This window comes from Sphingobium sp. B11D3D, assembly GCF_025961755.1.
Taxonomy (GTDB): domain Bacteria; phylum Pseudomonadota; class Alphaproteobacteria; order Sphingomonadales; family Sphingomonadaceae; genus Sphingobium.
Map to the genome: position 1 here is coordinate 2427621 of NZ_JAOQOG010000001.1, position 20559 is coordinate 2448179.

The following is a 20559-nucleotide window of genomic DNA, read 5'->3' on the forward strand; positions in this document are numbered from 1 at the left end:
ATGACGGACGCGCTCGTTGCATTTCTTGCATTCGCCGCCGGACGCCTTCTTTTCGCGTCCTCGACATTATCGGTTCAGACCGTTGCGGAGAGCCAGATAATAGGCTTGCTCCTCGATCGAATAGCCCTCGAGATCATTACCAACCTTCACTGAAGGCGCTTGCGTCGGAATAAGATCCTCCTTTTTCTCATCGAGTTGCGGCGCCCTGGAATCTGCTTCATTCCTCTCACGTGCTTTCCACGTCCGATCTATATCTTCATACGCTGCGTGTAATTCCGGATGAGTTGGCCATTCGCTCACAGCCGCTTTGAATTTTTCGCTGACATGGGTGACGATCCAACGATCACCGTCCCGTTCTAGCGGTCTGCATTTCGACATCCTCAGCTCGTCGATCATCTTACCGCGATCTGACCTTCTCTCGCGTTCCAAAGCAGCAGCCCAACGCTCCTTGCTGGCCACTTTCACTGAAGCCTCACCCTCAAAACTAAGAACGCTGATGCACCAATCCGGCATTGTCGAAGCATCGACGCGATGCTCGCCATCGATGAAGTCAATAACGACGCCAGGCTCTGTTAGAATTGCGTGGGCAAAGGCCAGGATTGCTTCCTTTCTAGCGTCATCGCTTTTCGGGTCGTGCACCGCGTAACTAGTAGGTGTACGGGAGACGCTCACCTCGTCAGATAGCTGTCCTGATGAAATGGCGGCAGTAGAACGTGCTGGAACAACCGGCTCTTCCGCACGCGCCACCGCGATCGGGGAAGCCTTGTGCGGTGCAGTCTCCTGCCGGGGCGGATTTACGAGCTTACCAGGCGAAGCGCTCTGAATATACGCTTCGGCCCGATCAGAAACGCGATTACATTCCTGATTGGTACTAGCCTGCAGTTCGATCTCCGGTCGCTTATATGCGGCAAGCGGTCGGCTTACTGCCTTCCTACGCTTGCTTTGGACCTCCGCAATGCCTTCCAGACGTTTCTGAACCCACACAAAGCTGCGATCGGCCGAGAGAGTTTTGAACTCTTCCCGGCTGATACTCGGCACGCGGAAGAAGGGTGCATTCTCGTCAGGGGCTAGAACGAGCATGTCCTCGGACATAATGCGGCGCAGGATGATGTCGATCTCGTCCCGGGGCGTATCGACGTTTTGTGAAGCTTTTTCGGCGACGGGTTCTTCTCTCCGCTCTCCGCCAGAATGCAACTCAAACGCACGCGTAACCAAATTATCGGTTTCCTTGAGCACGCTCTCGATAATCCGCCTGGCTTCCTCAACCTGATCTAGGATTGGAGCAATACTGGTCATGCTCTGATCCATTATTTCTCGAATGGTCTCTCCGAAGGCTTCTGCTGCAGCTTTGCGTTCCCGAATAAGATATTCATTCGCTCGATCGGACCGTGTCCCTTTTCCAGCTTCTAAAGTCTCTAGGAGCCGCGAGCAGGTCGCAATGGTTTTATCCGGACGGGCATAGGCCATCTCAAGTGTGACGCGAAACTCATCCATCTCGAGCTCATGTGCGTCGAGCAGCAAACTTTGTGTTCTAATTTCTTCGGCCTTCGACAAGAGACTGTTGCTCTCCCCGATTAAGTTTTTAGCTGCGAGGTGACCGGCAGCGTCCAGCAACCGTTTCAACTGGTTCTTCCTGGCGACGCGCCGTTTTTCGTCAGCCTTAAGCGCAGCCCACAGCTCAGCTGTCCATATTATCTCGGCATTTCTTCGTCCCGCAGGCGTTGAAACTCCGGCTGCCTCGAGGGGCGCGGCGTTTCGGCCTAGCGGTTCGGTGGGGTCTCGATCGATCCCCATTTCCGAATATTTCCTTGGATCAAATAGGCGACTGATCCCGACCTGCCTAAGCTCCTCGTTACACAGCTCCGCGAAGCGCTCACGCCAACCGTAGATCATAGAGGCCCGGTATTTGCGATAACTGCCACCTGAGGGATCTCGCCCAAGTTCCGAGATTTTCGGCTGACGATATGGATAGCGAAAGCGCTCATGCTGGCCTGCTACTTTTTCCCGGATCTCGAAATCCCACATTCCAAGTTCAGGCACGATCGAACAAGGACGATCATAATAGGCCAAGTGCAAGTGGTGATTTCTTTCGTCATTATATCCATCGGGAGCATGGATGGCGGCCGTGTACATTGCGCCTAGCTCACCAAAATCATTGCAAAACCTTTGGGTAATCCTGACTCGTGCGGCCGCATCGATGCCGAGCGGAAACTCGGCAGTTAGCCTGAACTGCGTTCTGCCATTGCGGCCCCTTACAACCTTCACGCCTGGCTGTTTTGCGTTCCAGCGATCTCCGCAGACCATTTGCATGGCGCCACAAATCTTCCGGCATTCTGCTGCATCCAGTTCGAGGGTGACTTTCGGCTCTTTCGCCTCAATCAAGGGCGCTTGCGCCAGATCCTTCGCGATCTCTCGCACTTTAACCGGCAGTGTCGCCTCATCAGAGATATCTTTCCAGCTTTCAGCGGGAAGCAGTGCGCGACTAAAAACGAGGTGATCTGGCTTGCCACTACGCTCATGCTTGTGAACGGCGAGCCAGAACTTTCGACGAACTTCAGGGTCCTCACTAATATTTGAGAAGACCGCAGCCTTGTCCGCCTCAATTTCAACGGCAGAATCTCGCTCGGCATAGTTGCCAAACTTGGAGGCCGAAATGGTGAGCACTGCGTCTGGACGCGCCACATATCTGTCGTGCTTCGCGGCAGCATTTCCCCCCAACAGTTTATGCCCTCTGGCTGATGTGATCAGTGATCCACCACTCGCAAGCTTGGTGACCGTTTGCTCGGAAAAGTGGAAAGTGACGCGTCCTTCTGCAGACGTCGGTCGGATGGAAGCAAATGGTCCCGGCACATTAAATGACGGTGCGATCATGAACCTGCCGCCCATTGACGCTTTCTTCTCTTGGTCCGGATCATGTGGAATGCGGATTGTCCAACGCAGAGCTGCTTCTTCCTCGACAGCGACTGCTCGTCGAAGCTTTGCAGAGCAGTGGCCGATTGGACCCAGAGTACGCAGGTTCATTGAACACTTCCTTTTTGACGTGTTCAATATTGTGCTTGATTTGTTCTCTCTTCGACAAGCCCACTTTCAGATTTATTTTCACCTTCCCGAAGTTGAATCGACAACGAACGGGCCCATGCGTATGCATGCATAAGATGAAGCTGGCGGACCCTCGCCGCATGTCTTGATTCCGCTGAAAGCGGCGCAGCAAAACAGAAGTTGTTCAGTTTTGCTTTATTGCGCCTTACCTTTAACCTCCTGAAATATCCGCTTCAGATCAGATCGTCAGTACGTCGATGATCAATCAATCTTGCAATCAATTGACTGTCCTGAGATCGGAACTGAAAGCACATTGATCTCGGGCTAAATGTTTAGGCTGAGCAGCTGGTACAGCTCAGATTACCCGTACGATCGGACGGCAGATGATCGTTTCGAAGCGGCCAAAGTTGTTTAAACGTGACGCCCCTCATCCTGCGGATTTTCATGCAGCGTTGCAAAGCGGCGCGTTGCGTCGCTGATCCACGTCCCGACAGCGGCCGTGCACTCATCCGCATCGCACTCAACAGTGTCGGACGCTTTCAGGCTGGGTAAGCTTGCAGCCTACTTCTTGCCGCGAGATGACGACCCGGCGGTCATCGGATCGGGTTTTCGCGGCGGCTTCCAACCAGGCGGGGGTTGTATGCGTGGCTAGCTAGTTCCCAAACCCATCGCGCCCGGCTGCTGACGCTCCAAGCCCGCGAAATCAGCCTGCGCCGCGTCAACGGCGCTGGCGCCGCTCCGCATCAAGCTTATCCTGTCACGGCAACGCTTTGCTTCCTCAAAATCCAAGGCGCGAGCCGCCTCTTCCATTTTATGCTGCAGGCTCTCTAGGGTCTCTTCCATCCCCCGAAACGCGCGGCCCCGGATAAGGCTGCATACGCCAACGTAGCTGCCATTCGGCCGTGCAAAACGGCTCCCTGAAATCTGCCCTTCGTTCACCAGGCTGTCGCGGGCAGCTATCGACCAACGTTGGGACAGTCCTGCCATTCCCGCGCGATAGGTTAAACAACAGTTGTTGCCAGGAGCCGACATTCAGCGGTTTCCTGATAGGAAACCCAGAATGACAGCGCATCCGGCCATTCGTCATTGGCTCGCGATCAAAGCTGGACAATTCGCGCGCTTGGGCCGCTGTCGCACGAGTTGGTTTATCCATTTACAGTTGTGATAGTATGTTCATGGGAGAATACCATCGGGGAGGCGAGTCTGAGCAAGATCACGTCGGCAGTTCGGTTCTCACGCCATTTCGGCATCGACCCTGCGCGGCTCGAGCCCATCGGGGTACTCGACCCCACGCTCAACGTCGATACCGCGCTGTTCATGGACCCGATGCTGCTCGAGCACAGCAGCCACCCAGAGATCAGCGAGGGTGGGCGAAAAACCTATGAAACGCACTTCGACAGGTCGATCAAATTGCTCGCCGCCAGCCGTGCAATCGGCGACATGGCTTGGCGTAACGCTAAACGGCTGCTCTCTTTCCCCGAAATCAACGGCACCTGCCTCGGCTATGGAACCAGTTCGGTTGCGGGCAGCGGCTCCGGGCCGCAGGCGACCGCGAGCCTGATCGAAACGGCGCGCGATATCATCGCGCTCGGCATCACTGACCCGGATCTTTTCGCTGCGATGGCCCTGTTCGAGGAAGGGTTTGGACCCGATCGCATCAGCGACATGACTACCAATGTGATATTCGAGGACCTTCTTGCGTTCAACGCGCGGGTCCTCGCGACACTTGACGTCCCGCTCCATGTGCACATGATCCGCCTCAAGAATGGCAAGAGCTATTCAGCACGATTGCCGTCCAATCCGTTCATCCGCGGCAATGGCCCCATCATTCTCGTTCCCGCCGATATCCTGCGGGCGCTCCCGGTCGCCAAGGATTGGGCCGGCATCAGCGATGCGGCCTCGCACAACGCCGAGCTGCGGTCGCAGGTGAACGATCACGTCGCTAAACTTTGGCGGACCCGCACGCTGAAGGACAAGGACGAGCTCAAGCGCTGGGCAATGTCTGGCGCGAACGCGTTTGAGACTGTACTTGAGATGCTGCGCGGCGCAAATCCCAAGCCTTACGATATGGCGGGCGACCCGTTTGGTGAGCTGGTTTGGCGAAGGATCGCTGAAGAAATCGCCGTCAGCGAACCCCGATCGATTGCGCCGTTGCAGACGCCCGACGTTGCCGGCGTATGCGGCGTTGTCCAGGACATCATCGCTCAGTTCCGTTTCCTGATTGAGGATCGCCGGCTGTCGGAGGAACTCCATTACCAGGGGAAGCCGCGCCCGGAGAAATCGGCGCAGCGTCTGTTTTTCGCCGTCGCCTATGCATATTGTAAGGCGAATGATATCGACCTCACGCCTGAAGCCGACACTGGAAATGGTCCAGTCGATTTCAAGTTGTCGGCCGGGTTTACGGGGCGGGTTCTCGTCGAGATCAAACTCTCGACCAACACCAAGCTGGTTGCTGGCTATACCAGGCAGCTCGAACGCTATCGGGAGGCTGAGGAGGCCGCCGCAGGCTATTATGTCGTGCTTGATGTTGGTCAGATGGGCCGCAAGCACGAACGGCTGATTGCGGCGCGCAACGAGGCCGTGCTTGCCGGGCAGAAGGTGTCACCGATCGAGATCATCGACGGAAGTCGCCGGGAGTCGGCGAGCAAGCTCTGAGGCTACGTTTCCTAAAGCTGCCTAATTAGGTAGCAGCTGCTATGGTTCTGATCAGCAAGCGAGCGACCGGATTTGGGACGGTTTGGCGAGAGCCGCCGTTCTCGCAAGCGTCGGGGCTCGGATCGGTTTGAAACCTGCCCTACGTTCATCAAAATGTCGTGCGGTAACGAGCGACCAAATTTGGGGACGAATCGGTCGTTCGCTAGCCAGAGGCCGAAGGTCAGCTGTTGGCGGGAGCGGACAATCCCCATGCACTTCAGAAGCCTGGAGGATGGCAAAGAATGGTTTCCGTTGATGCTTCCTTCGTGAAATTCAGCGAAAGACCGCTCTTGATGCGCTAGCTGTTCGGGAGGGCCGCTATACGGGGGACAGCTTCCGGGATCGTTGGTGCAGCATCGCCAGCACCAGAGTGGTCAGGCTCGCGAAACCCCGAACAACATCGCGCCGGACGTGCCGGCGCGATCGACCACGATGCCGCCAGCCAGAGCGACGAGGCCGAGCGCGGCCTGTGTAAGGCAGACGAACAAGCCCTGCATCGCCTCCCGCAAATCAGGCGCATCGCCTTACAGCCACATTTGCATGGAGATTGCCTGCATGCCGAGTGAGAAACCCCACACCCTCACCAGCCCGATCGCGAGGACGGGCGAGCTAGCCAGGATCGGGAGCAACAGGATCGCGCCGATCACGAGCGCAGCAGTCGTCAGCACCGACCTGTAGAGGCTACCTCTGGAGATCCAACCGCCTGCCATGTTGCCGAGGAAGCGAACGACGCCGTTGGCCAGGAAGAAGGCGCTGAGAACCGCACCGGAAATGCCCGAATGCTTCCTCAAGAAGGGCGCGATGTAGGTATAGGCGCCGTAGTTCCCGGTATACATGATCGATGCCGCAACCAAGCTCGTCACGGCCAAGCCGCGTCGCATCAGCACAATCATCGCGTGCAGACCGGTTGACAGGCTAAGCAGGAGCAAGAGGAGAAGCCGAAGCTCCAGCTGGCGACCGTAGTGGATCGTGAGCGGTGTCGCGATCGGTGCCATTGTCATCCCGCGATCGAGAGCGAAGCTGAGAGGTCACGGTGCGCGTCAATCTGAATCTGCAATGTCTTGAGCTTGTCTTCGACGCCAGCCATCGCGTCAGCGCCCGCAACAAAGCGCAGCGGCATCTCGTCGGAGTCTGACAAGGTGACTAGAGCTGCTGCCAGCTTGGCGGGGTCGCCGCCCTGCTGCCCGTTCATGCCCGACCAGGCCGCAATGGTTTGTGCAGTTCGCTCGGCATAGTCATCAACACTCAGCTCCGGCCAGATTGTCGAAGAGCCCTCGACCAGCAGCTCGGTTCGGAAGAAGCCGGGCTCGACGATCATCGTGTCTATGCCGAACGGCGCCAGGTCGAAGCGAAGAGATTCCATCCAGCCTTCGAGCGCGAACTTCGAGGCTGCATAGGCAGCAACGAATTCCTGACCAACCAAGCCCGCGAACGAGGTGACAGTGATGACTTGCCCACTGCGCTGCTTGCGCATGACGGGCAGGACTGCGCGGGTCACGTTCAGCGGCCCGAAGAAGTTGGTTTCCATCTGCGAGCGGAACTGCTCAGCGCTGATGTTCTCGAAGTAGCCCGCGTAGAAATTGCCGGCATTGTTGACCAGCACGTCGATGCTGCCGAACCGATCGATCGCGGTATCTATCGCGGCGCTTGCCGCGTGCGGATCGGTGATATCCAGCGCTACCGTCAGCAGGTTCTCATGGGCACCGATTGCCTTGAGAACCGCATCAGGATTTCGCCCAGTCGCAACCACCGAGTGTCCGGCTTTCAGTGCCTGATGGGCAATGTCGACGCCTAGCCCTCGGCCGGCACCCGTTACAAACCACGTCTTGCTCATATTCAATCCTTAGTGCTGAAGTGGGTGTCAAATGGCTTGCGGCACCCCGTGACCTAGTCTCAAGCGGTCGCGAGCTTGCTCTTGAAGAATGGTGCAAGCTTGGCCGCTGCGGTGTCGGCGCCTGCTCCGTCGTACAGGTCCATGTGCGTCACGCCCGGAAGGACGACGAGTTCTTTGTGCTTCGATGCCGCCTTCGCGATCAGCTCCCGGCTATGCCAAAGCGAGCCGGCCTCGCTGCCCGCGATCATTAGCAATGGCTGCGTAATAAAGGTATCCGCACCCTCGAACCCGGTGAACGATGCAAGCGTGCTGACGCTCGTCATCAGCATTTTGTTCGTCGATGTTGGATAGCGACCGCGCGCCGTCAGGTAATAATCGGCTGCCTCCTGCAGATCGCGCGGCGCGCTCTTATCCCCGAGCTGGGGGACATAAGGGACGTAGACCGGTTCGGCGCCAGCGGCTTCGGCTGAGCGCTGCTTCGCAACCGCGTCGAGCGTATTCAGGATTTCAGACTCAGATGCCTTGCCGTCCCAGCCCTTGCGGGTAGCTGCACCAACGTCGACCGCGCTGACCGTCGCGATTGCCTTGATCCGGCGGTCGGTCATTGACGCCTTCACCGCAATACCACTGCCTGCGCATGCGCCCAGAGCACCGATGCGATCGCCGTCGACATATGGCAGTGACACTAGGTAATCGATCGCGCTGTAAACGTCGGTGACACGCTTCATGGGATCATCGACAAAGCGGGGCAGCCCTCCGCTTGCGCCCTGATGCGCGGCATCGAATGCGAGCGTCACAAAACCTTCAGCCGCCATTTTCTGCGCGTAAAGGCCTGCCACCTGCTCCTTCACACCGCCGCCGGGGTGAACGACGACAATCGCCGCATATTTGCCGCCGGGGCGAAAACCCTTGGGCAGGTAAAGATTGCCCGAGAGGACAACGCCGTCATTTTTCTTAAACGAAACGCCACGCACAGTGACGTCACCGATTTGGGTTGTTTCCCCGGCAGCCCGGGGGGTCGAGGTGAGCGCGGCCGAGGCACTGCTCGCCATCAAAAGCCCTGCCGCCGCGAGCGATCCACTAAGGATCAAACTGCGTCGGTTCAATCCGGTCGAATTGGTCTTCATGATCCACTCCTTTGAACCGGCGATGCACCGGCGGATGCTTTGGGTAGCCAGCGCTGCTACCGCTTCGAAGTTGGATATAGTCTTCCACCTTTGCACGTATTAGAGAGGAATATGTGCATGGACCTAGAAGCAGGATCACTGAATGCGACGTGAGGAAATGGCAGATCTGACGGCCTTCGTTGTGGTGTCGGAAGAGCGCAGCTTTACGCGCGCAGCCGCGAAGTTGGGCCTGTCTCAGTCTGCGCTAAGCCAAATTATACGCAGGTTAGAGGCACGCCTGGGGCTACGGCTGCTCACGCGCACAACGCGCAGCGTCGCACCGACGGACGCTGGTCTTCGCCTCCTCCAGACGCTGACGCCCGCACTTGAGGATCTGGACGCCAGCGTTGCAGCATTAAGCGAACTGCGCGACAAGCCCGCCGGGACGATCCGGATCACATCGGTCGAACATGCCACCAAAGCCTACCTCTGGCCGGCGCTGAAGAAGCTTCTGCCCGACTATCCGGATATCTCTGTTGAGATCGTCAACGACTACGCCTTGGCGGACATCGTGGCAGACCGGTTCGACGCGGGCGTGCGGCTCGGCGAGCAGGTCGCCAAGGATATGATAGCGGTCCGTATCGCACCCGACATGCCGATGGCGGTGGTTGGCTCACCAAACTATTTTGCAAACCATCCGCCACCGATCGTCCCCCAGGATTTGGTACAGCACCGCTGCATCAATTTGCGTTTGCCGACATCGGGCGGGCTATATGTGTGGGGCTTCAATCAGGACGGGCACGAGTTGAAGGTTCGGACGGAAGGTCCGCTGGTGTTCAACACGACGGAACTGACGCTCGATGCTGCCCTTGAAGGTTTCGGCTTGGGCTATCTTCCCGAGGATCAGGTTCGCGACCACGCAAATGACGGACGCTTGGTACGCGTCCTTACCGACTGGACGCCTAGTCTGCCGGGATATCACCTCTACTATGCCAGCCGTCGCCACCCCGCACCCGCATTTACACTTCTGGTTGATGCGCTTCGCTATCGACCTTAGCCCGGGCTAATTGACAATCTTGAACGATTGACTGCCTAAGGAATCGGCCCTGTTCGCTGTAAATGTTGCAACCTAAGAGCATAGCTGCCGGTCTGCTCGAAGAACAGTAATGGAAGGTTTTGGTAGGAGCAGCCATTCGCACGTCAGTTTGGGAACGGCGAGACTTGGTCGGCAGCCGCAAGTATATCCGACATCCCAACGCTTCAAAAGGCTATCTAAACCCGCCATTTGTTCAGCATGCTATCGCGGCCTAGGGTATGTCCGCCTCATCACTAATACCGTCACATGCATGGCGGTGTTGATTGACAATCTAACCGTTTCGCCCGTCGTCGACTTAGCAGGGGAATTACGCTCGACCGCCCGCTCGAGCCGCTAACTCCCGTGCTGGGGCAGGTTGTTTCAGAGTTGTGATCAGGGCACCCTGATCGGGAGATCACCGTTGCCTTTGATGTTTGGAAGGATCTCGACGTCGACCACAGCAGGATGAGTCAACTTTTTCCCAACCTGCTTGCGAATGCGCTCACGCATAGCGCCAAAGAGCTGCGGGTTCGTGCCGAAGCGTCAATTGTCGATGACCATCTCGAAATCCGCACAGTGAATGGTGGTGAGCCTATTCCTGCGTCAGTGATTAGCTAGCTCTTCGCGCCATTTTGACGTGGCGACGTGCGTCCAGGCCAAGAGGGGTAGGTGTTACACTTTATATCGCATCCCATATCGGTAACGCACATGGTGGCACCATGACGGCGCGATCAAAGCACGGTGAAACGATATTTGCGTTCAGAATGCCAATCTAAGCCATTGAAACAGGTCTATCAAAATGCCCGTGGATTTCGCATTGGTGTTTGTCGATCAAGCTTTAGCGGGCCTGATTACATGCCGAGGGTTTCGGCACGTCACAATGGCATCCGCCAACTGGGCCCAAACTTATCTAGAATGCACAAAATAAAGGCGCGGTTTTCGACACCGCGCCTTCGATAGTTATCCGTGATCGGTCAGCTCAAGCAAACGTCACCTGCGCCGAGCGACGACGCATGGACGCGCCGACAAGACCGAGGCCGGCAATCATCATCGCCCAAGTCGCAGGCTCTGGAACCGCTGGCGTCGGGTTGGCGAGGTTGCGGATCCGGACATCGATCCCGGCCGACATGTTCGAACCCGATGTGCTCATGGCCGTGTTGTAGATGTCGACATAGGCCGAAGCGCCGTTTGCGAAGGTCACCAGATTACGGGCGTAGAAGCCGTTGAGATCCCAATTGTCAGCATTGGCCCAGCTTACAACGCCGTTATTCAAAAAACCGCTGAAGGTGAAAACCGTCTCAGAGACCGCACCGCCTTGGTTGAATGAAGCCGAAGAAGGGCTAGTGAAGTTGAAAGCCAGATTTATGCTATCTGTTGCAGAACAGCCGAGGGCGCATGACCAGCCTACAGGGTAAGTAGAGTTGAGGGTAATGACGTTGTTCAGAAGCTGGCTCTGACCGACATTGAGATTGTTCGTCGTGAACGATGTTGGGTTCGTGCCGCTGCTGACCGTGAGACCATTGTTGTTCGTCTGGCTGGAAAAGGTGATGTTTCCGGCGAATATGGCAGCGTTTGCACTCCCAGCCATGAGCATGGCGCAGGCAGCTATAGCGAACTTCTTCATTTTAATTCCCTTATTCAAGACAGAAGTTCGGGGGCTTCAGTCATGCTGCGGCCACCGATCCGAACTCTGCATTCCCACATTAGAATGAAGCGCTGTGGCTATCTTCCAAACAGCGACTCCGACAGATCTGAAGCACGAAAGAGGCCCCCGTCGTGCTCCAGTAACTTTTCTTTAACCAAGGAATTGCCGATATCAATTTGAAATCGGGCGGGAAAAAACTGCCGTTTCAAAATGGGACGCCATCATAGCGCTTCCGCGCAGCGCGCCGCAGTTAGGTCGCTCGGCAATGCAACGACGCGACAACTGGCGGGCGCCAGCGATTTCGCTCAATCGGATGAGGATCCGCGAGAGCGAGCGATCTGGATGGCCTTAATGGAGGATCTTTCTGAATATCCGATTGTGGGTGCCCCTCGGCAAGTCTTGCCAGAAGCGGACATCTGCCGGCGGCCATCTGAAGACCGTTCCTGGTCGTACGCTATAACGAGAGCACCGCATTTGCATGACCGCTGTGTTCCAATTGTGGTCATTTAACCTCTAGGGTCATGAGAGGTGCGTAGTGGAAGTCTAAGCGAAGCAATCTCGTGTTCATCTTCAACTTGTTGAAATGTCCTGAAAGGCGAGAAGGGAAGGAGAGGAATGAGGATTTATCCAATGCAGTTTTGCTGGTTTGCTACGCTAGGTCTGGTTTCGGGTGCGTCGGCGTTTGCTCAGTATGCGCCGGTGGATCCCATGCCGACGGGTCAGGCTGCGGTGAGTGTAATGGCAAATAAAATTTCAGGAGACATTGCGAGCGGGAACAGCCGATCAAATTCGATATCCAGTCGCTGCTTTGCAGATTTCGGCCCAGGGCCCGAGCGCCGAGCGATGGAGGCAGAATATGCGCGACGGTTGAGCTCTGGTGGGAAGGCAAGTGCGGATGCCTGGCGGGCCGAGCAGGGCCGGTCGTACCGCGCTGGATTGGTCGCAGCTGGAAAATGTCCGCCCGGCACAGAAGGCCGCCAAGGCCGTTAGATCTATGGACGCGCTAAACTTATTCGGATGGAAGATTATGACGAAGCTCGAACGTATGTGTACAACCATTTTGCTGGCCGTGGGTGCCATTTCAAATACGGGGTGGGCGCAGGATTACAACTACGTGCCGGGTTGGGCGAATACCACCAACCATCAATATAAGGGCGAAGAGAGTGGCGAATGGAAGGCTAAAACAGAGCTTTTCAAGGTGCTGGGCGCCCAGAGTGCCGCTTCGCGCTGCACTTTGCAAAATCTGTCTGAAGCAGACGGGAATGTGATTGTGAACCAATACCGAAGCCGGGAGCGAAAGACTGATACGCCCACTGCGCTCAAGGTCGCTCAACAGCAGGTCAATGCACATCACAAGCGGATGCGAGCACAAGGGAAATGCTGAGCACGAACTTGCCCTTAAACGCCGACATTTCTGCCGTTCTTCAAAGGAATTATTTAGTCTGGTAGAGGACGCTGGTTCACGTTGGATCGCCGTCTAGAGGAACGTGCCCTGACCATGTTAGCTGATCACGATGCTTATATATCCGAGGCGCCTGAAAATCTCCGCCCGTTGCTGGTTCAATTGCGCGCACAACTCGTCGACGCGCTGCCCGACGCCGAAGAAGTCATCGCCTACAAGATGCCGGGGTTCAGGATCGGACAATCCATCATCGCGGGTTACGCGGCCTTCAGCAAGCAATGCGGCCTCTATCTATCCCCTTCCGCAATCAAGTCGCATGCTACCGACATTGCCGCAGCCGGGCTCAAGTCTACCAAGACCGGCGTCACATTCTCACCGAGCCAGCTGATCCCTAACGAGCTTGTCAAAAAGCTCGCCCTCGCCTCCCGAAGAGGTCAGAATCTCTGAGCGATCGGTGCGGCAACCGCCAACATCGCGGCCATCCGCAAACACGCCAAGCTTCCCTGATAGCGGCCATCGGTTCATAAGTGAGTGAGATCCGCAGCCGTTTTCGGCCACGTTGACGTCCAGCTTGCGCGATTGGGGCTCGACAATTGAAGTCCTGATCGGCCTTGGATTTGAGGTTAGCAACGTTGTATTTCGCGAAAGTCAGGAATATTTGTCATCGCCATTGAACGCATCGCTCATTCAAAAATGGCCATGACGCCGATAATTCACATACGGATCTGGGGGAACAAGTGGATAGCGTCACGATACAATCGAACAACCTGGAAAATATCGTTGTGGGGGCTCTCGATGCTAGATGGAGCGCGCGCGGTGATCGTATTCTGCGATACTATATTGATGTTCGGCACAGAAAACTGAACCTTCACAAAGAAGTAAGCGCTCCAGAAATCTTCATTCTCCAAAGTAAGCTAGATGCCTTGATCGCAGGCTGGGACGACAAGTATGCAACCTACCAGAAGCGACAGAATTTGCTGTCCGGCCAAGCTGCAGCCGACGAACTGACTGCCGATGCGATCCAGAAACTTCAATCCTTGAACGGAATCCTCGCTCATACATTGCGCGTCGATGATGCGATCGACTGGGAAACCCTCAAGGACCGGTCGCAATATGAGTATCCGAATAGCTTTCCCGAGCCAAAGCCCTCGAGCACCGCAGCACTGTCGCCCACTTACACGGAGCCGACAGTCAGCTTCTTTCAAATGCTCTTCGGTAAGAAGGCAGCGATTCTCTCGGAGGCTCAAGACGCACATGCGGTCGCGATGCAAGAATGGCATGCCTCAGAAGTCCATCGCAATGAAGTGCTGACTCATTCAGTCAATGAATGGGAAGGTCGGCGCAAGATATTCTGGGAGGATCACAAGGCGCGAGAAGATGCGTTCAAAGCTGAACAGGCAGCCTCTCATGCCGAGGTTGATCGGCTGGCGAGCGCCGTGGCGAGCGGTGACGAAGAAGCCGTCATCGAGCATGCATCACTGGTACTTGAGCGCTCGGATTACGACAGCCTTTTCGAGAAATCCTATCTGCTGCAGTATGACCGTCCACGCAAGCTCATGAAACTAGCCTACGATCTGCCCTCGATCGAGAGTTTACCCGCTACGAAAGCTGTGAAGTTCGTCAAGTCGACGGGCGAACTCAACGAGACATTGATCGGCGAACGGGATCGGAAGGCTAATTTCGAGGCTGTAGCCTATCAAATCTGCCTCCGGACAGTTCACGAGCTTTTCGAGGCGGACGACGCCGGAAATATTGATGCCATTCTGTTCAATGGATTTGTGGCGTTCATTGATCCAGCAACGGGCTTGGAGAAACGGAGCTGTCTGCTGTCTCTCCTCGTGGATCGCCCGACATTTTGCGGGATCGATCTTGCTCGTGTCGAGCCCAAAACCTGCTTCAAATCGTTGAAAGGTGTGTCCGCTGCCTCATTGGCATCGCTCGCCCCGATTGCACCGGTGATGGAGCTAGACACTGAGGATCGGCGCTTTGTGGACGGGCGCGAAATCGCGAGTTCGCTCGATCAGGGCACGAACCTTGCTGCCATGTCATGGGAAGATTTCGAACATCTCGTGAGGGAATTGTTCGAAAAGGAGTTTGCGGCGCGAGGTGGGGAGGTCAAGGTCACGCAATCGACCAGTGACGGTGGCGTCGACGCGGTTGCGTTCGATCCGGATCCGATCACCGGCGGCAAAATAGTCATTCAGGCAAAGCGTTACACTCGAACGGTCGGCGTCTCAGCCGTGCGTGATCTTTATGGCACGATGATGAATGAAGGAGCGTCGCGGGGAATACTTGTGACCACTGCCGATTATGGCCCCGACGCCTACAAATTCATGAACGGTAAGCCTATCACCCTCATGAACGGCGCCAACTTGCTACATATGCTTGAGCGCCATGGCTTCGCAGCCAACATCGATATCGCGGCGGCAAAGTTGGCGTCTGCTTAAGTTAGTCAGTCTTCAATTCGATGAAATGCTAAAACTGCAATCGCCGACAAAGTGCTCATTTCCAGGGCATTTGCATTCGTAGAGACCAGCCCTCGTTCATCTCGCTGAGCAAGACAGCATTTGTTATTTTCGGTCGGCTCTAATTGCAATTGACGACTAAAGGTGTCGCTGGTCCAATGTGAAAATCGGCCGCGACCCGCGAACTGGTAATTTACAAAGCGACATGTGAGGCGTCAAAGCTCAATAGCTCGTTGATCGCCTCGCTGACGAATCGAGCTGAAACTGCGCAGCCGTAGTCGTGGTAACGGTCATCTTTGTGCGGATTTGCTAAATCTACGACAGTCTTCGCGGCGAAGATGATGCCCCCGCCGTCGTAAAAATCACGTGCAGTGAGTAACATCGAAGCCACTTCCATATCGAGAGCAATAACCTTCCGGCCCTGCTCTGCAATGAGCGCGCCAACAGCAGGATCTGCTACAACTTGGGATCCAGAAACCATCGTGCCAACTTGGATAGGCGCGTTTACCAACTCCAAATGTAATAAACCATTGCGCAGAGATTTCGAATATTCAGAATTGGCTTTTTGAATCAGCCGCGTGCGAACATTTGGCGGTATTTGAACTTGCAGCAGGTCGGGGGTAAGCTTGCCTGCAATGAATTTGCCACTTTGATAATTCCAGCTGAGATCGGGCACGATGAGCGCGCCAAGTTCCGTTTCTCCTTCACGACCGCCACAAATCCCCGACATCGCGACGGCACTCGGACGAAATGTCATAAGAGCTTTTGTAGTCACCATGGCAGCACTGATCATACCAGGCCCGGGTTGCACGACGATCATTCCTCTAAACTTGCCAATACTAATTAGCTGGCAGTCTAGCCCTACCACTACGCTCTTTTCGCCGAGTATGCTTTTCGTGTGAACGAACCCCTGCCGCTCCTTTTCGAGTGCACAAACGATTAGAAAGTCGAGCGGCCGAGTTGAATAGGTTTCACGCAGTTTTTGGGTGAATGGAACATCCCATCTGCTTGACGTTTCGTACTTGATTACCGCCACATTGTGACGTGCGAAGCTCTCACGCGCTAAACCAGCTATCTCAGCATAGGCTGTCATTACAATCCACGAGGCCGTTCGGCCGACCAAATCATGCTCAATGAGCTCACACCACTGATTGGTCGCATCCACAGGGTCACCGTTGCGGATCTGAGGAAGCATAAGATCCACTACAACCAGATCGAAACGACCTTCGCCGAGCTTCACAAGGGTGTCATTGATCGTCTCTGTGCGAACTATCTCAGCACCACCATCAGGAATTGCTATGGTAATTAGTTCTTTGATGCTTTCGACCTTCGCATCATCGTCGTCGACAATCAGAATTCTCACATTAATACCCTTAAAAGCCCCGTCAGCGTATCTCGCCACGTCCCGTCGTCAGAAAACAATATTACAGCATCGACATTTGTGACGCTATCCTGGTGAAGGACGCTCATAAATTCCCGAAGCGGCACATGGCTCCTATTATATTCAATTGTGGGATACTGGGTCAGAACTGCAATGCGCTCGGCACGCTCCATGGTGGCTAGAAAAAGTAAAACATCAAGGCCGCCCACAGGCTGAGAGTATGTGTCAATCGCGCCTACGTCGCTGGTATGGCTTGGAATTGCCATGTCCAGAACAACGAGATCGAAGATACCCTCCTCAAGTGCGGTCATCGCACTTCGCAGCGACATCGCTGTTTTGACTTCGGCCATCTCCGCGACTCTGTTCACCAAAAACAGGATTGCTTCTAACTTGAAGCTGTCATCCTCGACGATCAGAATTTTCATTCCACGAGACCGGTGTAGGCAAAGCGCAGATCCAACCGTAGGCCATTGGGTTCGGCAGGACACCCATCAACCGCGAAATCTAGAAGGCTCCGTTCGGCCTTCATTTTCATCAGTTTCCTAATGCCACTCAGGCCTTCAGTGACATCAGCGCCAATCGCTCCGCCTATTGTCGCGCGCGCGATACTACTTTTCGCCGAGTGGACCGAGTCACCTTGCCGCAACTGACTGCTCACGCTGATACTAAGCGCTTGGCCTTGCCCTGCATCGTCAATCCTCGATTGTATCACCAACCGCCCAGGATGATTCCCATGCTTAGCAGCATTGCGTACGGCGATCGTGAGGGCGTCGTAAACATGATAGTAAATTGCACCACTCAAGCGCAGATCGTGCGCTCCAACCAGTTTGAGTTCGGGTGTGAATGTCGCATACTCATCACTTGCTTCTTTCAGTACTACCTCAAGAACATATCCAAATTCAGCAACAGGGGATATATTCGGTGGTTTCCTGAACCAAGAACTCACCGTATTAAAATGGTCGCTAAGCGTTATGTTTACCAATCTTTCAAAAGGGGCAGCGGCAGTATCGTAAGCATTATACCGCAGCTTGAGCGTGCCCCACTTAGATCTTGCGTCAAATATAGCTGCCTGTACTCCCGAAAGTTCATACTCTAATATGTACCAGCAATATTGCTCGATCATTACTGGTATGTCTAGGATGCCAAGGTCTTTCTGTGCTTGCTCGAAGATAGCCTTGAGGCCCACGAGACAAACTTGCCATTTCGGGACGGAATCGATGTCGGCACTAATGATAGCATCTCGATGTGCGCTCTTGTCTTGAAAGTGTAGTCGAGAAGCGAAGCTATCGATCGAGGCAGATAGTTCGCGGACCCAATTCTGATACTGATCGAGCACGCCTTGCTGAAGGTCCACGTCCGCACGGTCGGTAACGTCTTTGAGTAGTGTGCCACGTAGTGTTCCATGCCGGATCCGGCGGCCCAGAAATGACGCAATCCCATAGTCCGCGTTCTTACAGAATTCGGAGTAGCACTCCACAAACGCGAGCATTGCGCGCAACGGCGGCTCGCGATGCGCTGCCAAAAACAAAGTCTGCACCTTGGAGCGATCTGTAACATCTGCCAATGTAGGGAGATCGGGTGCCTTTTGGCGGATGAAATCGGAAAATTCGGTCAGCTTGTTTTGTTCGATCCATTGGCGAAACCGAACGGAATCGATATTAATGCGGGTCTCATTAATTGCGCCTCGTACAGCCGCAATTTTTCGGTCGAGGCGCAATGCTTTTGCCTTGTCACGTATGATGGCATCCCCACTGAAGTCTGCAAACCACTCTAATAACTGAGCACGCGTCTCATAAATCGAATTTGAAGACTCCATTAAAAATGCCATCTGGCTAAGCAACGTCTCGTCTAAAAGTTCAATATAGTACTGAACGATATTTGAATTTAGTTGCCTTACCTTCTCGATGAACGATAAAATATTTCCGCCATGATGTTCTCGGACATACTGTTGAAACAACGACTTGAAATTGAAACTGTCCTTCGTTGCAGAGCTATGCGCCCTCAATAGGGTCTGAAGAATTAATTTAACAAAGGGATCTGCTGCGGTCGCAACAGCATTTCGCAAGGTGCTGGTGGACAACAATCTATCTATGTCCGCAGTTCGCCCCATCAAACATGCCATGCTTTCGGCGGTCATCTGAGAGAAATCGGGGTTCTGCTCGCACACCCACACGACAGCACAACTCCGCGCAAGGTAACCGGCGGCTTCGTTATCGAAACGCTTTGGAAGAGCCGCAATCGGCGGAGTGTGAACCGGTATTAGCTGGTCTAAGCGATTGATCCCTGAAAAGAAATGCTGTGGAAAAGTTAGGTCCCGTTGTTCACGGTCTCGAATTTCTGGTAAATCATAGAGGGGCTGGAGAGAGGCACGAAGCGTTCTGAATGCAGGATTTTCTAAAAAAGCAGGCGCAGCGCGAAAGGCATTTGAGTCTGCGGAGCTGTCGCCACGTTTAAAGTACTCAAAGACGTCGAGTGGGTACGCAGCCAGTTCGGCCCAGCTCTCTTGAAGCTCCGGCTGAAGTTCGAGGCGGGATGTATCAAAACCCAGATCCTGGTGGACTAGGATAGCAAAAAGTGCGTCAATCGCACTGACAGCATAGGACGCAGATACTAAGGGAACAAAATCATCTCGCCTTCGGGCGATGGGGTAGAAGCACAAATGAGAGATTTTTCGAGATGTGGTCACACCGTACTCGAGACTTGCGAAATCGCGGAATCGATATTTCAAGTCAAGGTAGTTAAACTCTCCTCCAATTGCATCCAATGTCGCCATGACGCCGAAATTCCGCTCTTTGGCGCCATAGGAAGCTGTCAAATTCGAGCAGATTTGGTAGGATAAAGTGTCTTTGGGTAGAAAGCCCAACACAAAGGCTGCTTTACGAAGAAGCGTTAGAGAGTGGCCTGATGTTTGTAGTACGGAATTTATTGCGGTTACGATCGATGCGTCGTCTCGCGAGAATATCGCTACGTTCAGCGCCCTAAATCCGCTTATGGCCGCAGAAATGTTGCTAAGATTCGCCCCGATGCGATGAGCTATATAAGAAAGCGTTATCGGCTCTGGCGGTACGAGAGAGTTAGCGCGAATGCTTCGAAACGGGGAATCGGAAGGAAATTCCGAAGCAATCTCTACATGTTGAAACAGACGATCCGACCGTAACAACGTATCTATCGTGATAAGGTCATCCCACTCGATATCATCTAATAGCTTCGACAAAATAAGGCGTACTTCACCTGGAGCCAATTTGCGACTTAGCAGCCCCCTCAAAAGATCTCGCGTTTTAGGATTTTTTACCGAGCGAATGGAAACCAGATTAGCTGCTACCATTCGCAAAACCCCATTTTATCAAATTGCCCCGGTCAGGTAATGCTACAATGGTGTCAACAATTTGGAAATAGATCTGTCTCAATTGATTTGGCTTATAATCATCCAATTGACGTCCGCAGTTCTTCAAGAAAACTAGGCGATAGTCGTTACGGCCCGCCAGCCTTCCTCTCGTCACTCAACGATTGGGGGTTGGATAAGTTTGCGCGGAAATTTGCAAACGCGCCACTCCCACTTAGTTCAAATAGGCTTCTGGATGATTGCCCGAGATACGGTGCTGCGCGTTTGGACGGAACCGACGGTTCTACACAGATACATCATCTTCGCCGAGGAATGGCCAGTTCGTCAGTCTGAACGAACGGCAAAAAATGTAAGATGACCACTCCAAAAGCCGCCGTTCGGGATTGTCCGACAAAGCGGAAATGGTTACCTTGATCGCGGTTGAGCCGCTCATTCCGCCGAACCATGTTCAAGCGTACAGCGCCCTCTATCCACACCCCTGCTGCGGCGAGAGAACAGGCACGTTCCAACATGAAAGTGAAACCCCTTTGGACAAATGAAGTCGCGCAAAATCGTCAGAGCTATTCCCCCGCAAA

Annotated in this window: 14 protein-coding genes and 1 pseudogene; 5 read left to right on the forward strand and 10 right to left on the reverse strand. The window is 54.6% G+C overall.

Features of this window, described 5'->3' with window-relative positions:
* Positions 1–66: 66 nt before the first annotated feature.
* Both M2334_RS11440 and M2334_RS16745 read right to left on the reverse strand, forming a co-directional pair.
* The gene (locus tag M2334_RS11440; RefSeq protein WP_264605460.1) at positions 67–3021 is read right to left on the reverse strand and encodes a MobA/MobL family protein; all 2955 of its coding nucleotides are present in this window, start codon (positions 3019–3021) and stop codon (positions 67–69) included.
* Positions 3022–3600: 579 nt separating this feature from the next.
* Positions 3601–3882, reverse strand: a pseudogene (locus tag M2334_RS16745) (UvrB/UvrC motif-containing protein).
* 243 nt (positions 3883–4125) lie between these two features.
* Here M2334_RS16745 and M2334_RS11450 point away from each other — a divergent pair.
* Complete coding sequence (locus M2334_RS11450) at positions 4126–5694, forward strand: hypothetical protein (RefSeq protein WP_264605461.1); 1569 nt, start codon at positions 4126–4128, stop codon at positions 5692–5694.
* Between the two features lie 413 nt (positions 5695–6107).
* Here the strand turns inward: M2334_RS11450 and M2334_RS11455 are convergent, their stop codons facing one another.
* The 4 genes from M2334_RS11455 to M2334_RS11470 are packed head-to-tail and all read right to left on the reverse strand — an operon-like array spanning position 6108 to position 8694.
* The gene (locus tag M2334_RS11455; protein ID WP_264605462.1) at positions 6108–6230 is read right to left on the reverse strand and encodes a hypothetical protein; all 123 of its coding nucleotides are present in this window, start codon (positions 6228–6230) and stop codon (positions 6108–6110) included.
* Between the two features lie 27 nt (positions 6231–6257).
* Positions 6258–6728 carry a hypothetical protein gene (locus M2334_RS11460; RefSeq protein WP_264605463.1) on the reverse strand — a complete coding sequence of 157 codons (471 nt, stop codon included), beginning with the start codon at positions 6726–6728 and terminating at the stop codon, positions 6258–6260.
* A gap of 2 nt (positions 6729–6730) precedes the next feature.
* The gene (locus M2334_RS11465) at positions 6731–7567 is read right to left on the reverse strand and encodes an SDR family oxidoreductase (protein WP_264605464.1); all 837 of its coding nucleotides are present in this window, start codon (positions 7565–7567) and stop codon (positions 6731–6733) included.
* Positions 7568–7626: 59 nt separating this feature from the next.
* On the reverse strand, positions 7627–8694 hold the full coding sequence (locus tag M2334_RS11470) for an alpha/beta hydrolase (RefSeq protein ID WP_264605465.1): 1068 nt from the start codon (positions 8692–8694) through the stop codon (positions 7627–7629).
* 142 nt (positions 8695–8836) lie between these two features.
* On the opposite strand from M2334_RS11470, the gene M2334_RS11475 reads away from it, so the two are divergent.
* A complete protein-coding gene (locus M2334_RS11475; RefSeq protein WP_264605466.1) occupies positions 8837–9730 on the forward strand; it encodes a LysR family transcriptional regulator in 894 nt (297 codons plus the stop codon).
* A gap of 997 nt (positions 9731–10727) precedes the next feature.
* On the opposite strand, the gene M2334_RS11480 is transcribed toward M2334_RS11475, so the two are convergent.
* Positions 10728–11372 (reverse strand): PEPxxWA-CTERM sorting domain-containing protein, encoded by a 645-nt coding sequence (locus M2334_RS11480; protein WP_264605467.1) that lies wholly within the window; start codon positions 11370–11372, stop codon positions 10728–10730.
* Positions 11373–12420: 1048 nt separating this feature from the next.
* Between M2334_RS11480 and M2334_RS11485 the strand changes: the two genes are divergently transcribed.
* From M2334_RS11485 to M2334_RS11495, 3 genes are all read left to right on the forward strand, one after another.
* Positions 12421–12777, forward strand: coding sequence for a hypothetical protein (locus tag M2334_RS11485; protein ID WP_264605468.1), 357 nt, complete (start codon positions 12421–12423; stop codon positions 12775–12777).
* Between the two features lie 114 nt (positions 12778–12891).
* On the forward strand, positions 12892–13242 hold the full coding sequence (locus M2334_RS11490) for an iron chaperone (RefSeq protein ID WP_264605469.1): 351 nt from the start codon (positions 12892–12894) through the stop codon (positions 13240–13242).
* A gap of 290 nt (positions 13243–13532) precedes the next feature.
* The gene (locus M2334_RS11495) at positions 13533–15242 is read left to right on the forward strand and encodes a restriction endonuclease (RefSeq protein ID WP_264605470.1); all 1710 of its coding nucleotides are present in this window, start codon (positions 13533–13535) and stop codon (positions 15240–15242) included.
* 211 nt (positions 15243–15453) lie between these two features.
* On the opposite strand, the gene M2334_RS11500 is transcribed toward M2334_RS11495, so the two are convergent.
* From M2334_RS11500 to M2334_RS11510, 3 genes are read right to left on the reverse strand one after another with little or no spacing between them, the layout of a single operon-like run.
* Complete coding sequence (locus M2334_RS11500) at positions 15454–16623, reverse strand: hypothetical protein (protein ID WP_264605471.1); 1170 nt, start codon at positions 16621–16623, stop codon at positions 15454–15456.
* Positions 16620–17066: a hypothetical protein gene (locus tag M2334_RS11505; RefSeq protein ID WP_264605472.1), complete on the reverse strand. Its 447-nt coding sequence runs from the start codon at positions 17064–17066 to the stop codon at positions 16620–16622. The genes M2334_RS11500 and M2334_RS11505 overlap by 4 nt, the downstream gene beginning before the upstream one ends.
* The gene (locus M2334_RS11510; RefSeq protein ID WP_264605473.1) at positions 17063–19966 is read right to left on the reverse strand and encodes a hypothetical protein; all 2904 of its coding nucleotides are present in this window, start codon (positions 19964–19966) and stop codon (positions 17063–17065) included. Before M2334_RS11510 ends, M2334_RS11505 begins: the two co-directional genes overlap by 4 nt.
* Positions 19967–20559 lie beyond the last annotated feature (593 nt).